We start from the raw sequence: 13076 nt of genomic DNA on the forward strand, positions 1-13076 counted from the left end.
GCACCCACCCGGAAGGAGCCCATGATGACGGACGTCCGTACCCGCCCTCGGCGGGTGGCACCGCACGAGGTCCGCGCCCGGCTCGGCGAGCCCGAGGCGCTGGCCCGGGCCAAGATTCTCGACCGCATCGACGAGCACTTCCACCGCTTCATCGCCCATTCCCCGTTCCTGGCACTGGCCACGGCGGATGCGGCCGGTCGTGCGGACAGCTCGCCGCGCGGTGACCATCCGGGCTTCGTCAAGGTCCTCGACGAGCACACGCTCGCGATTCCCGACCGGCCCGGCAACCGGATCGCCGACTCCTTCCGCAATCTCGCGGAGAACGACGGAGTCGGACTGCTGTTCCTGATCCCCGGACTCCGGGAGACGCTGCGGGTCAACGGCCGCGCCTATCCCACCGACGAGCCCGATGTGCTCGCCCGCATGCAAACCGAGGGCCGGTCGGCGGAGTTGGCCCTGATCGTCGAGGTGGAGCAGGCCTATTTCCACTGTGGTCGCGCGCTCATCCGGTCCCGGCTGTGGGATCCGGCGAGCCAGTCCCTCGCGGCGGAGTTGCCCTCGGCCGGCGAGGCCGTCGTGGGCCAACTCGGGCTCGACATCGATCCGACCCTGATCGACCAGAGCCTGGAATCCTCCTACCGGAAGCTGTACTGACCATGGCACCAGGTGATGTCCGATGCAGCGGATGATTCTCGACCGGCTGGACCCGATCGCCGAAGGCGTCGTCTCCCTCCTCCTGCGCGGTGCGGACGGCCCGCCCGCGCCGTGGGAACCGGGCGCGCACATCGACCTGCTCCTGCCCAATTGGCTGACCCGGCAGTACTCGCTGTGCGGTGACCCGGCCGACCGGGAGAACTACCGCATCGCGGTACGCCACGAACCGCTCAGCCGAGGCGGTTCGGAATACGTCCACCTGTTCCTGCGCCCGGGTCGAACCCTGGAAGTCTCGCTGCCGCGGAACAACTTCCCGCTCGTGGCCGCGCCGGAGTACCTGTTCCTCGCGGGCGGCATCGGCATCACCCCCATCCTGCCGATGTTGCGGGCCGCCGCCGCGGCCGGCGCCGCGGCCACGCTGGTGTACGCGGGGCGATCGGTCGAGACCATGCCGTTCGTCGCCGAACTGCGCGCCGCCCACGGCGATCGGGTGCGCGTCGTCGCCGGCCGGCAACACGGCGGGCTCGATCTCGGCCTGTCGGCCGCGGGCCTGAATCCCCATACGCTGGTCTACTGTTGCGGCCCCGCGTCGATGCTCGCCGAGGCCGAGAAGGTCTTCCCCGCCGAGCGCCTGCACTTCGAGCGCTTTCGTCCGGTCGCCAGGAGCTTCGGGCCGGACACCGCGTTCGAGGCGGTGTGCGCCCGATCGGGCGGCGTCGTTCCTGTCCCACCGGACGAGTCGCTGCTGGACGCGCTGCGCCACGCCGGACACCCGGTGTCGTCCGGCTGCCGCGAGGGGGTGTGCGGGAGCTGCGAACTCACCGTCGTCGCCGGGGAACCCGAACACCGCGACGACATCGGCCCGCCCGCCGGTCGCATGTACGCCTGCGTGTCCCGGGCCCGGTCGCCCCGACTGGTCCTCGACCTCTGACCGGACGGGACGCTCGGGAGCTCAGGAGGGAGAGGGTCGGGGGGAGTCGCCGTCGGCGGTGGGCGCCGATTCGCGGCGGCGGCCCGGGTCGTCGTCCGGCGGCAGGGGCAGCTCCGCGACGACGCGGAAGCCGCCCTCCGGGCGAGGGCCGCAGTCCAGGGTGCCGTCGTGCAGGGCCACCCGCTCGCGCATGCCCAACAGGCCGTACCCGCTCCCGCCCAGGCCCGCGGCCGGCTTGCCGCCCGTGCCGTCGTCGAGCACCTCGACCACGACCCGATCGGGAAGATGGCCGACCCGCACGAACGCCCGGGCGTCGCCCGCGTACTTGCGCGTGTTGGTCAGCGCCTCCTGGACGATCCGATACACGGTCAGCTCCGCGGTGGGCGGCAATTCCCGACGCTCGCCCACCTCCTCGTAGTGCACCGGCAGGCCCGCCGCGTGCGACTCGGCGAACAGGCGCTCCAGGTCGCGCAGTCCGGGCTGCGGTCCGGTCGGTGCCTCCTCGGGGCCGTCGCCGGCGCGCAGTACGCCCAGCAGTTGCCGCATCTCGCCGAGCGCGGCCCGGCCGGACCCCTCCAGGGTGCGCAGCGCGTCCTCGGCGGTCGTCGGATCGCGTCGGAGGGTGGCCCGGGCACCGCCGGACATCAGGTTCATCGTGGTGATGTGGTGCGACACGATGTCGTGCAACTCCCGGGCGATCCGCCGCCGTTCCTCGGCGACCGCGCGCTCCGCCAGCAACCCGCGCACCTGGGCGCGCTGTTGCTTCCACCTGGCCGTGGCGATGCCGACCCCGACCACCAGCACCGTGGACGCCAGGTCGCCCAGGATCGGCAACACCAGATCCCCGCCACCGCGCACCGAGCGCAGCACCTGCACCGCCATGCTCGCGCCGGCGGCGATCGCGATGTCGCGGGTCGGCCGATAGCGGGCGACGGTGTACACGGCGACCGCCATCACGCCGCCATAGCTGTGCGTGGTCGGCCCGACCACGGCCAGGAAGATCGCCTGGGTCACCAGCACCGCCGTGAGGACCGCCATCGGACGGCGTCGACGCGCGACGAGGAAGGGGGCGCCCAGCACCGACAACACGACTCCCGCCGGCGTGACGCCGATGACGTCGCGTTGTTCGGGAGAGACATAGGAGAGCACGTCGAGGGCGCCCGCCACGAGTGCGATCAGCACGTCGTTGCGCACCGTGCGAACGGTGACGGCCGTGCGCAGCCACCGGGTGCACGCTCGGCGAGCGCGACCGGCCCCGTTCGTCTCGCGGGTCGCCCCCGCGTGGTCGGGCTCCATCGTCGCTCTCCTTCACGGCTCGTGGATGATCACCACGAGACGGGCGGAACCGTGTTCGAGCCGAGGGGCCGTCCCGGGGGCCGGCCTCGATCGATCGGCGGAGCGAATATACCCGTCCGCGCAGGTCGCACGGTCGCGACGAGGTTCGGGGCGATCCCGGGAGGGTGCTCGCCCGCCGCCGCGCCGGGCGGGATCCTCGCGAGGGTCGGCGCGAGGATCCCGGTGCACGGCGCGGGCCGGGCCGCCGGGTGGCCGGGTCGTCGAACCGGCGCCCGCACGTCAGCCGGCGACCCGGTCCATGCGGAGGAACTCGGTGATGCGGAACAACTTCGGCGGCCGGGCCACGTCCGACGCGAGCGCCTGGAACGCCTCGGTCTCCCCGACCAGGCGCGGGGCGGCGAGCTGCACTTCCTGGCCCCCGACCCGAAGCCGCGCCCCGTCGGCCGCCAGCACGTTGCGCACCCAGTCCGAGCCCGATCCGTACACCAGTACGAACAGGTAGCCGCCGTCCACGGGGTGCGCGTCGATCGGCGTGCGGTACGTGGCGCCGGACGTGCGCCCGACGTGGGTCAGCACCGGCCACTTCCCGCCGGCGATCGCCCGCGGGTTGAACACCCGCTTGTTCACCTGGCCCCACCACCTGGGCATCGGCATCGAGATCCCCTTCCGTATCGGTCGACCTCCCGGTGCGTTTCGCGACCGGGGACTTACGCTCGTAAGGCTGACTTACGCATGTAAGCTTGTCAACCCGCCCGTCCACCTGGAGCTGCCGTGTCACCACCCGCCCCGCCACCACCGCCGCAAGCACGCCGGGCCCGGCAACCCTCCGCGCCACGCCGCCCGCTCAGCAGGAGCCGCGTGCTGGAAGCCGCGATCCGGGTCGCGGATCGCGGCGGGGTGGAGGCGATCACGATGCGCAAGGTGGCGCAGGAACTCGGCGTGGAGGCGATGTCGCTCTACCACCACGTGCCGAACAAGGACGCGATCCTGGACGGCGTGGTCGACGAGGTGTTCACCGCGATCGAGCTGCCCGACGCCGGGTCCGCCGACTGGCGGGACGCGATCCGGGTACGCGCCGGCTCCGCGCGCGCGGTCCTGTCGCGGCACAGTTGGGCCCTCGGCCTGATGGACTCCCGCCGCAACCCGGGCCCGGCCACACTGCGCCACCACGACGCCGTCCTCGGCGTACTGCGCGAGGCGGGGTTCACCCTGGCGATGGCCGCGCACGCCGTCTCGCTCGTCGACAGCTACATCGGCGGCTACGTCCTCCAGGAGGCGAACCTGCCGGTGACCACCCCGGACGATGTCGAAGAGGTGGTCGGCGGCATCCTGGCGCACGTGTCGGCGGACGAGCTGCCGTACCTCACGGAGATGATCGTCGACCACGCCCTCCGGCCGGACTACGACCACACGAGCGAGTTCGGCTACGGCCTGGACCTGATCCTGGACGCCCTCGAAGCCCGCAGGGGATAGCGCGCCCCCCGGCGCAACGGTGCGTCTGCGTCGCGTCGTGCGCCGGGGGCGTTCGGGTTCAGGCGGTCTCGTGGACGGCCCGGGTCACGATGCGCAGTCCGTCGTGCAGTTCCTCCGGGGACACGGTCAGCGGCGGCATCAGTTTCACCACCTCGCTCCGGGGGCCGGAGGTCTCCACCAGCAGGCCGAGCTCGAAGGCACGGGTACAGACCGCGGAGGCGCGGTCCGGGTCGTCGAAGGCCAGCCCCCAGACGAGGCCGCGCCCGCGTACCTCGACCGTTTCGGGGGCGATGTCGTCGGCGAGCGTGCGCAGTGCCTGTTCCGTCTGAACGCCCAGGCCGGCGGTTTGTTTCGGGGTCTGCTCGTCGGCCCAGTAGGTGTGCAGCGCGGCCGTCGCGGTGACGAAGGCCGGGTTGTTGCCGCGGAAGGTGCCGTTGTGCTCGCCCGGCTCCCAGATGTCCAACTCGGGTTTGAACAGGCACAGAGCCATGGGCAGGCCGTAGCCGCTGATCGACTTCGAGAGCGTGACGATGTCCGGGACGATGCCGGCCTCCTCGAAGGAGAAGAACCCGCCGGTGCGGCCGCAGCCCATCTGGATGTCGTCCACGATCAGCAACATGTCGTGGCGCCGACACAGGCCCGCGAGTGCGCGCAGCCACTGCGGCCGGGCCACGTTGATCCCGCCCTCGCCCTGCAGGGTCTCGACGATCACCGCCGCGGGATGGTCCAGGCCCGACCCCGGGTCGTCGAGCAACTGCTCGAACCACAGGAAGTCGGGAGCCTCGTGGTGATCGTGGTCGGAGTAGCCGTCGTAGGGCATCGGGGTGCCGTGCACCAGCGGGATGCCGGCCCCGGCCCGCTTGAAGGCGTTGCCCGTCACGGTGAGCGCGCCCAGGGACATGCCGTGGAAGGCGTTGGTGAACGAGACGATCGGGCTGCGTCCGGTGACCTTGCGGGCCAGCTTCAGCGCGGCCTCGACCGCGTTGGCGCCCGTGGGGCCCGGGAACATCACCTTGTAGGGCAGCCGACGCGGGGACAGGATCAGGCTCTCGAACGACTCCAGGAAGGCGCGTTTGGCGGTGGTGGCCATGTCCAGGCCGTGCGTGATGCCGTCGCGTTCGATGTAGTCCAGGAGGGCCCGTTTGAGCATGGGGTTGTTGTGTCCGTAGTTGAGTGCACCGGCCCCGGCGAAGAAGTCGAGGTACGTGTGCCCCGCCTCGTCACTGAGGTGGCTGCCCCGGGCGTGGTCGAACACCGTGGGCCAGTGGCGGCAATAGCTGCGCACCTCGGACTCCAGAGTCTCGAAAACGTTCACGGTGGACCTCCCATGCCCCCCTCGGGGGCGGGCGTGGTTGCGGTTCGGTGCGGCCGTCCGGAGGCGGGTTCGGGGACGAGGCTCGTGGCGGAGCCCCGGGCGTCGGGCCGTGGGACGGGATGAACTCGGGGCGTCCGGTGAGACGGCGAACGGTTGGGTGGCCGGCTCTCCCCACACCAGCGTCATGGGGCGCGGCGGTCCGCGCCCGCCGGACTGGGCCGTCCGGGACGCGCTCCCCGCTGCGCCGGGCGGGCCGCCGACCGACCAGCCCGGGCACTCGCCTGATCGGGTGGCATGGCGTTGCGGCGGGTCCCGAGCCGGGAACCGGTCGGGCGATGCCCGCGGGTGGGAGCGCCCGGGCATCCGGTGTGTACCTCAGTGCACGCGCGCAGGTCGACCGAAGCGAGAAGCGCATGGCGAGCCCCTCGACCGATACCGAATTGCACAAGCATCGCGAGCTGAACACCGACCCGGCGGCCCTGCGGGACGTGCGGGCGCGGATGACCGAGGCCGGTGTGGAGTACCTCTACTGCCAGGTCGTCACGCTGACCGGCCGCGTCGTCGGCAAGGTGGTGCACGCCGAGCACCTCGGGCGGATCGCGGAGAACGGCGTCCGGGCCCACCCCGGGTGCCTCGCCGATCTCCAACTCGACCGGGACGGCAGCATGTTGGGCGGCGACGCCGAGCGGGGCGAGATCGTCCTGCTGCCGGACCTGGACAGCTTCGGCATCCTGCCGTGGGACCCGCGCACCGGGTTCTTCTTCTGCCGGATGTACGAACCGCCGCACGCCCCCGGCGAGATGGGCGGTCGGCCGGTGCCGCTGGACGTGCGCGGCAACCTGCGCCGGGTGCACGCCGGATTCCGCGACCGCACCGGGCTGGAACTGCGCAGCGGCTGCGAACCCGAGGTCACCTGGTCGGTCCCGGGAGTCGAGAGCGCACATCGACCGGGAACGCCCCACCCGTTGTTGCACATCGAGCAGATGGATCGGCTGCGGCCGGTCTACCAGACGGTCGTCGACTACGGCCGCGCGCTCGGTCTGGACATGAGCGAGGGCAACTGCGAGGGCCCCGGGCAACTCGAACTCAACTGGACGTTCGATCTCGCCGAGCGCACGGCCGACCGGCTGGTCCTGCACCGGCAGATCTGCCGCCGGGTCGCCCGGGACCTGGGCGCCGAGGTGAGCTTCATGCCCAAACCGGCGGAGGGCGAGTTGGGCAACGGTTGCCACCACAACATCAGCCTGTGGGACGGCGACCGCAACGTCTTCGTCGACCCGGCCGTGCCCGGGCTGCACCTCACCCGGACCGGGAAACACGCCCTGGGCGGCATCCTCGCCCACGCGGCGGCGATCACCGCCGTCCTGGCGCCGACCGTGAACTCCTACAAACGCCTGTGCGACACGGGCAGGTTCGCCCCCTCGGAGGTCGACTGGGGCATCGACAACAAGACGTGCGCGGTGCGGTTCCCCGACAACGGGCGGCTGGAGGTCAAACTGCCGGACGCCATGGTCAATCCGTATCTCTCGCACGCGGTGCTGATCGCCGCGATCGAGGACGGCTTGAAGAACAGCACCGATCCCGGGCCGCCCCGGGACTGCGCGGACACCGGCCCGTCGCCGTTCGGTCTGCTGCCCACCACGCTTCGGGAGGCGCTCGACCGGTTCGCCGACAACCCGATCGTCGCGTGCGGGCTCGGGCCCGAGCTGTCCACCCTGTTCCTGCGGCTCAAGTCGCGGGAGTGGGATCGCTTTTGCCGCGCGGTCACCGACTGGGAACACCTGATGTACGGCGACGAGGGTTGCTGACGGGGGCCTTCGTGGGGTGCCCGGCGGGCCCGGGAGCCTACCGGTCGCGCCCGTGTGCGCCGTGTGCTTCGACGCGCCCTTGACCCCTCGTCGGGGCGCGACCGACCATGGCCGCATCCGCCAGGCGATCTCCGTCGTCGGCATGCGCGCGAAACCGCGGGCGCCGCCGGGCGGCCCCGACGAAAGGCTCTGCGTGCACGCTTTTGCCGACATCGACCTCTTCGACGACGCCACCCTGAGCGACCCCTATCCGACCTATGCCCGATTACGCGAACTCGGCCCGGTCGTACGCCTGGAGGCGCACGGCGTGTGGGCGCTGCCCCGGCACGCGGGGGTCGCCGCGGCGCTGCGGGATCCGGCGACCTACTCCAGCGAACGGGCACTCGCGCTGACCGATCCGGTCAACGACCGCTTCCTGGCGGGCACCGTGGTGGGTACGGACGGCGCCGCGCACGCGCGGCTGCGTCGGGTGTTGTCGCGGCAACTCGCGCCCCGGGCGGTGAAATCCCTCGCCCTGGGCATGCACGAACGTGCCCGGGCCCTGGTCGAGGGGCTGCCGGGCGACGGTGTCTTCGATGCCGTGGCCGACCTGGCGGCTCCGTTCGTCGCCGGCGTCGTGATGCGTCTGATGGGCCTGCCGGAGCAGGATCGCGCGCTGCTCCTGGAACTCGCCGACGCGACCTTCGACACGTTCGGCCCGGACAACGCGCGCACCCGGGCCGCGTTTCCGCATGCCGAGGAGATGTTCCGCTATCTCGACCGGGTCGCCACCCGGGATCGGATCTCGGCCGACAGTTGGCTCGGTGCCATCCATACCGCGGCCGATCGCGGCGACATCGACGAGGCCCAGGCCGTGCCGTTGATGCTCTCCTACACCGTCGCCGGCATGGACACCACCATCCACGCGATCACCTCGGCCCTGTACCTGTCGGCACACACCGGTCAGTGGGCGGCGATCCGCGATCGCGCCGTCCCCAGCGAAGCGGCCCTGGCCGAGGCCCTGCGGATGGAGGCACCGATACAGTTCTTCGGCCGACGTACCACCCGCGAGGTGCGCGTCGGCGACACCCGGATACCGGCGGGCGATCAAGTCCTGTTGTTGTACGGCTCCGCGGGGCGTGACCGCGGCAAGTGGGGGCCGAGCGCCGACACGTTCGACGTCACCCGGAACAGCCGCGATCATCTCGCGCTCGGGGCGGGTATCCACCAATGCGCCGGGAATCACCTTGCGGCCCTGGAATTCGACGCCGTCCTCACCGCGTTGGCCACGCGCTTTCGGAGCCTCGCCCCCAACCCCGATCGAGTGCCGACCCGGCGCCTGCACAACATCCTGCGGGGGTGGCACACGGTGCCTCTCGTCGGGGAGTAACTCCCGGACGGCAAAAGGTACTTCGGCGTCCGGGTCGTTCCTTCGGACGCGTGCCCGAAAGATCCTTTCCTCAGGTGAGCGGGTCGCCGCCTTCGACGCCGACGGTGTCCGCGCCGAAGGCGGCGAGGGCCTTGGCTATCACGGTGGGCAGTTCGGTGCGTCCGTCGTCCTCGACCCAGCGCACCAGTGCCGTGTGCATCGCGGCCAGGCAGGCACTGGCCGCCACTTGGGCGCGGAACACCGTGTCCGGGTCGGTGGTGTCGTCGCCGAGGGCGTCCACGATGGCCTGTTGCAGGACGTAGTGGTTGTCCAGATGCCTGGCCCGCAACGCCTGCGTCGAGATCATCAGCCGCAGCCGGGCCAGCAGGAACTCCTCGCCCACCGACGGGCCTTCGCCGTGTTCGCGGCCGGTCAACGCGGTGGCCGAGTCGACGAGCGCGTTGCCGATGCGGCGCACCAGGGGCTGGGTGGCGGGCTGGGCGAGGATGCGCTCGGCGACCAGCGCACCGTACTCGTCGACGAGCACGAGGTCTTCCTTCGTGGGGAAGTGCCGATACACGGTCATCGGTGACATGCCCGCGGTCTCGGCGACTTCGGCCACGGTGGTGGCGTCGTAGCCGCGTTCGGTGAAGAGCCGCACCGCGTGCTCCTGGATGGTGCGCCGGGTCTCGGTGCGCCGTCGCGTTCGCAACTTTGAGGGCTGATCAGGCATGTGGTAGACCCTACCGGAGTGATAGCAGCTACCAGATTGGTAGTAACTAACATGAAATGGTGGTCCGTATGTGTGATTTGACCGGCAAGACGGCTCTGGTGACCGGGGCATCGCGCGGCATCGGGCAGGCGATCGCGGCCCGGTTGGCGGCGAACGGGGCGGTGGTCATCGTGCACTTCGGTACGGACGAGGCCGGTGCGAAGGCGACGGTCGAGGAGATCGAACGCGCGGGCGGCAGCGCGTTCACCGTCGGGGCGAGGCTGGGCGTGGACGACGACGTCGAGACGCTGTTCGCCGGGGTGGAGGCCGGTCTGGCCGGGCGGGCGCTCGACATCCTCGTCAACAACGCGGCGGCCGCGCCCGCCGGTCCGCTCGGGGTCACCACACGAGCGGAGTTCGACCATCTGTTCGCGGTGAACGTGCGAGCGGTGTACTTCACCATCGAGCGGGCCCTGCCGTTATTCCGTGACGGTGGCCGGATCGTCTCGATCTCGTCGGTGGCCACGCGGATGGCCAGCCCGAGCCAGACGTCCTTCGCGATGACGAAGGCCGCGGTCGAGACGATGAGCAGGACGTTGGCCAATCAACTCGGATCGCGCGGGATCACGGTGAACGCCGTGGCGCCGGGCGCCACCCGAACGGCGACCAACGGCTCCTTCTTCGAAGCGCCGGGTCTGACCGACCTGATCACCGCCACAACGGCCCTCGACCGGCTGGGCGCCCCCGAAGACGTCGCCGACATCGTCGCGTTCCTCGCCTCGGACGCCGCCCGCTGGATCACCGGCCACGTCATCGACGCCAGCGGCGGCCTGTTCCTGGGACCGCGCGTGTGACGGCGGATGTTTCGAGCCTGGGGATGGCCGGGTGAGCGTGGGCGTCCACCTCCTCGATTACCCGGAGGTGCGTCATGATGACGGAAAGCGGTATGTGGTGGGCGCGGGGGCGTGAAGGAGGGATTCGGGATGCGGGCTGGGCGGAGGGTGTCGGCGGCTGTGGGGGTGGTGGTGGCGGTGGCCCTGGCAGGGGCCTCGGCGACGGGGGTCGGGGCGGCCGATGTGTCGGGTGGGGGGCATGAACAGACCCGGGCGGCCATGGACTTCGCGGTGCGGGCGGGGGTGCCGGGGGTGGTGGTGCGGGCTCGGGACGCGCGTGGGGTGTGGAGCGGGACGGCCGGGGTTGCCGACCTCGGGACGGGGCGGGCGCCGAGGCCGGTCGATCGGTTTCGGGCCGGGAGCATCGCCAAGCCGTTCATCGCCACGGTGTTGCTTCAGTTGGAGGCGGAGGGGAGGGTGCGCCTCGCGGACAGTGTGGAGAAGTGGCTGCCGGGGGTGGTTCGGGGAAACGGCAACGACGGCCGGGGGATCAGCCTGCGGCAACTGCTCAACCACACCAGCGGCCTCGCGGACTACACGGAGGACCCCGACCTGCACCTGCTGGGCAAGGACTTCCTGGCCCATCGCTACGACACCTGGACACCCGAACGACTCGTCGCGATCGCGATGAGGCACGAACCGAGGTTCGCGCCGGGTACCGGGTGGAACTACACCACCACCGAGTACGTGCTCGCCGCGATGATCGTCGAACGGGTGACCGGCCACCCCTACGCGGCGGAGGCCGAGCGGCGGATCTTCGCGCCGCTGGGGTTGCGTTCCACGCTCCTGCCCGGCCACTACCCCCGACTTCCCGCGCCGAGCGGGCGGATGTACACGAAGTTCCCCGACGACCCGAGCCGAACGGTCCACGACATCACCGAGTTCGACCCGTCCTGGGGCTGGGCGGCCGGCGAACTCGTCTCCGGCACCGCCGACTTGGACCGTTTCCTCGCCGCCCTGATGCGCGGCCGACTGCTGCCCGAGGCGCAGCTCGCCGAGATGACGACCACGGTGCCCTCGCCCGACTTCGGCGACGGCCAGGACGACGGGCTGGGCATCTTCCGCGCCACCCTGCCCTGCGGTACGCAGGTCTGGGGGCACACCGGTTTCCTGCCGGGCTCGCAGAGCATGGCCTACAGCACCCGGGACGGCGGGCACACCCTGGTGGTCGACTTCAACACCGACTGGGCGGGCGACACCGACGCGGCCGGGTACCTGCTCCTCGCCGAATTCTGTGGCACGGCGCCGCCCTCCGCGGCCACCCGCCGACCGGGCGGGCGGCGGTGACGGCGCGGATGTCCCCAGGGGCGCAATCGCGTTGCCTCGGGCCGGGTCGTGTGCTGAGCTGCCCGTCATGGAGTACTCCCGATACCTCGACTGCCTCGCGGCCGACTACGCCCGCCTGCGCGCCCTCGCGGCGCTCGCCCCCGCCGGGGCGGTGCCCACCTGTCCCGGCTGGACCGTCGCCGACCTGACCCGACACGTCGGCGGGGTCTACCTGCACAAGACCCTGTCCATGCGCCAGGCCGCCGAGCCCGACCCCTGGCCGCCGAAGGGCCTCGCCGACGAGGAGCCGCTCGCCCTGCTGGAGCGCTCGTACGCCGCGCTGTGCGCCGAGTTCGCCGCGCGCAGCCCGCAGGATCCGGCCGGCACCTGGTACGGCCCGGACCAGACCGTCGGCTTCTGGATTCGGCGCATGGCGCAGGAGACCGTCGTGCACCGCATCGACGCCGAACTGGGCGCCGGGCAAACGGTCGTGCCGATCCCGGACGATCTCGCCGTCGACGGTGTGGACGAGCTGCTCAAGATTTTCGTGGCCTACGGCGTCGGCGAGTGGGCCGACCACTTCACCGACCTCCTGATCGACTCGCCGGGCCGCCGCTACCTGCTGCGCACCGACGGTGCCGCGTGGCGGGTGCGCACCGGACCGGGCCTGTTCGCGGTCGAGGACGCCACGGTCGGCGCCGAGTCCGGCGATGACGCGACCGACGTGACCATCAGCGGACCGCCGAGCGCGTTGTTGCGCTGGGTGTGGAATCGCACGAGTCCCGGTGAAGCGAGCGGTGTGACGATCGAGGGTGCCCCCGAGGCGGTCGAGGAACTGCAGGGCTGCATCGTCGTCGCCGGCCAGTGAAGCAGCCGGCGGCAGCCGCGACTTTCGCGAACCGGCCGGTGTGGATCGGGTGATGGCGTCGTCGGAGGGGAACCCGCCGGGCGCGGCCGACGTTGACGGGCCATGTGGAAACTGGTTTTCCCTCTCGTGACGGCCCTGCTCCTGGCGCCGTTCGTGTTCGCGGTCGGGATGCGGGTCTACTGGTGGGTCGGCCGCAAGCGTGGCCGCACGGACGGCCCCCAGGCCACCCGGGGGATGCGGGCCACCGGCACCGAGGATCTGCAGGCGCTGTTCTCCCCGGGCAAGCGGCTCGAACTGGAGCAGCGCCGGGTCGAACTGGTGCTGCGCGACGAGGATCAAGACGGCGCGCCCAAGCGCCCGGACGTCGACCTGGACCGGGGCGTCGTGCGCATTCGCCGGCCGGACGACCCGTCCGCATAGGGAATCCCCGCCCCGGCGGGTCCGTTCGTACCGCCTCCGGGCCCGGCGGGGCGGCGTTCGGCGAGGACCGGGCGGCCGACGGCGCCTGCGAG

The 13076-nt window shown here is 71.6% G+C and carries 13 protein-coding genes; 9 read left to right on the forward strand and 4 right to left on the reverse strand.

From position 1 onward, the window contains the following. Window positions 1–24: 24 nt before the first annotated feature. Both ACH4U8_RS08850 and ACH4U8_RS08855 read left to right on the forward strand, forming a co-directional pair. Window positions 25–654, forward strand: a complete 630-nt coding sequence (locus tag ACH4U8_RS08850) for an MSMEG_1061 family FMN-dependent PPOX-type flavoprotein (protein ID WP_395776991.1) — start codon at window positions 25–27, stop codon at window positions 652–654. 22 nt (window positions 655–676) lie between these two features. Continuing rightward, entirely contained in the window at window positions 677–1585 is a 909-nt protein-coding gene (locus ACH4U8_RS08855) for a PDR/VanB family oxidoreductase (protein WP_395776365.1), read from the forward strand. A gap of 21 nt (window positions 1586–1606) precedes the next feature. Here ACH4U8_RS08855 and ACH4U8_RS08860 read toward each other — a convergent pair whose 3' ends face one another. Together ACH4U8_RS08860 and ACH4U8_RS08865 are read right to left on the reverse strand one after the other, a co-directional pair. After that, window positions 1607–2881, reverse strand: coding sequence for a sensor histidine kinase (locus ACH4U8_RS08860; protein ID WP_395776367.1), 1275 nt, complete (start codon window positions 2879–2881; stop codon window positions 1607–1609). Window positions 2882–3160: 279 nt separating this feature from the next. Further along, window positions 3161–3535: a nitroreductase family deazaflavin-dependent oxidoreductase gene (locus ACH4U8_RS08865; RefSeq protein ID WP_360314259.1), complete on the reverse strand. Its 375-nt coding sequence runs from the start codon at window positions 3533–3535 to the stop codon at window positions 3161–3163. Window positions 3536–3739: 204 nt separating this feature from the next. On the opposite strand from ACH4U8_RS08865, the gene ACH4U8_RS08870 reads away from it, so the two are divergent. Then, entirely contained in the window at window positions 3740–4354 is a 615-nt protein-coding gene (locus ACH4U8_RS08870) for a TetR/AcrR family transcriptional regulator (protein WP_360314257.1), read from the forward strand. Between the two features lie 58 nt (window positions 4355–4412). Here the strand turns inward: ACH4U8_RS08870 and ectB are convergent, their stop codons facing one another. Beyond that, window positions 4413–5669 carry a diaminobutyrate--2-oxoglutarate transaminase gene (gene ectB, locus ACH4U8_RS08875; protein ID WP_379987887.1) on the reverse strand — a complete coding sequence of 419 codons (1257 nt, stop codon included), beginning with the start codon at window positions 5667–5669 and terminating at the stop codon, window positions 4413–4415. A 413-nt stretch (window positions 5670–6082) separates the two neighbouring features. Here ectB and ACH4U8_RS08880 point away from each other — a divergent pair, with 413 nt between their 5' ends. Both ACH4U8_RS08880 and ACH4U8_RS08885 read left to right on the forward strand, forming a co-directional pair. Continuing rightward, a complete protein-coding gene (locus ACH4U8_RS08880; RefSeq protein ID WP_360314253.1) occupies window positions 6083–7477 on the forward strand; it encodes a glutamine synthetase in 1395 nt (464 codons plus the stop codon). A 142-nt stretch (window positions 7478–7619) separates the two neighbouring features. After that, window positions 7620–8846: a cytochrome P450 gene (locus ACH4U8_RS08885; protein ID WP_395776369.1), complete on the forward strand. Its 1227-nt coding sequence runs from the start codon at window positions 7620–7622 to the stop codon at window positions 8844–8846. 70 nt (window positions 8847–8916) lie between these two features. Here the strand turns inward: ACH4U8_RS08885 and ACH4U8_RS08890 are convergent, their stop codons facing one another. Further along, the gene (locus tag ACH4U8_RS08890; protein ID WP_360314249.1) at window positions 8917–9558 is read right to left on the reverse strand and encodes a TetR family transcriptional regulator; all 642 of its coding nucleotides are present in this window, start codon (window positions 9556–9558) and stop codon (window positions 8917–8919) included. A 68-nt stretch (window positions 9559–9626) separates the two neighbouring features. On the opposite strand from ACH4U8_RS08890, the gene ACH4U8_RS08895 reads away from it, so the two are divergent. The 4 genes from ACH4U8_RS08895 (at window position 9627) to ACH4U8_RS08910 (ending at window position 12984) form a co-directional block, all read left to right on the forward strand. After that, window positions 9627–10391 (forward strand): SDR family oxidoreductase, encoded by a 765-nt coding sequence (locus ACH4U8_RS08895; RefSeq protein WP_395776371.1) that lies wholly within the window; start codon window positions 9627–9629, stop codon window positions 10389–10391. A gap of 258 nt (window positions 10392–10649) precedes the next feature. Then, entirely contained in the window at window positions 10650–11717 is a 1068-nt protein-coding gene (locus ACH4U8_RS08900; RefSeq protein WP_395776372.1) for a serine hydrolase domain-containing protein, read from the forward strand. A gap of 67 nt (window positions 11718–11784) precedes the next feature. Further along, entirely contained in the window at window positions 11785–12564 is a 780-nt protein-coding gene (locus tag ACH4U8_RS08905) for a maleylpyruvate isomerase family mycothiol-dependent enzyme (RefSeq protein ID WP_360314243.1), read from the forward strand. A gap of 126 nt (window positions 12565–12690) precedes the next feature. Next, window positions 12691–12984: a DUF6191 domain-containing protein gene (locus tag ACH4U8_RS08910; protein WP_395776374.1), complete on the forward strand. Its 294-nt coding sequence runs from the start codon at window positions 12691–12693 to the stop codon at window positions 12982–12984. Window positions 12985–13076: the final 92 nt, after the last annotated feature.

It is taken from the genome of Embleya sp. NPDC020886, from assembly GCF_044333915.1.
Classification (GTDB): Bacteria; Actinomycetota; Actinomycetes; order Streptomycetales; family Streptomycetaceae; genus Embleya.

What these genes read in the sequence shown, in the direction of transcription:
- ACH4U8_RS08850 (WP_395776991.1), top strand. Translation starts at nt 25, where the DNA reads ATGACGGACGTCCGTACCCGCCCTCGGCGGGTGGCACCGCACGAGGTC.
- ACH4U8_RS08855 (WP_395776365.1), top strand. Translation starts at nt 677, where the DNA reads ATGCAGCGGATGATTCTCGACCGGCTGGACCCGATCGCCGAAGGCGTC.
- ACH4U8_RS08860 (WP_395776367.1), bottom strand. Translation starts at nt 2,881, where the DNA reads ATGGAGCCCGACCACGCGGGGGCGACCCGCGAGACGAACGGGGCCGGT.
- ACH4U8_RS08865 (WP_360314259.1), bottom strand. Translation starts at nt 3,535, where the DNA reads ATGCCGATGCCCAGGTGGTGGGGCCAGGTGAACAAGCGGGTGTTCAAC.
- ACH4U8_RS08880 (WP_360314253.1), top strand. Translation starts at nt 6,083, where the DNA reads ATGGCGAGCCCCTCGACCGATACCGAATTGCACAAGCATCGCGAGCTG.
- ACH4U8_RS08885 (WP_395776369.1), top strand. Translation starts at nt 7,620, where the DNA reads ATGCGCGCGAAACCGCGGGCGCCGCCGGGCGGCCCCGACGAAAGGCTC.
- ACH4U8_RS08890 (WP_360314249.1), bottom strand. Translation starts at nt 9,558, where the DNA reads ATGCCTGATCAGCCCTCAAAGTTGCGAACGCGACGGCGCACCGAGACC.
- ACH4U8_RS08895 (WP_395776371.1), top strand. Translation starts at nt 9,627, where the DNA reads ATGTGTGATTTGACCGGCAAGACGGCTCTGGTGACCGGGGCATCGCGC.
- ACH4U8_RS08900 (WP_395776372.1), top strand. Translation starts at nt 10,650, where the DNA reads ATGGACTTCGCGGTGCGGGCGGGGGTGCCGGGGGTGGTGGTGCGGGCT.
- ACH4U8_RS08905 (WP_360314243.1), top strand. Translation starts at nt 11,785, where the DNA reads ATGGAGTACTCCCGATACCTCGACTGCCTCGCGGCCGACTACGCCCGC.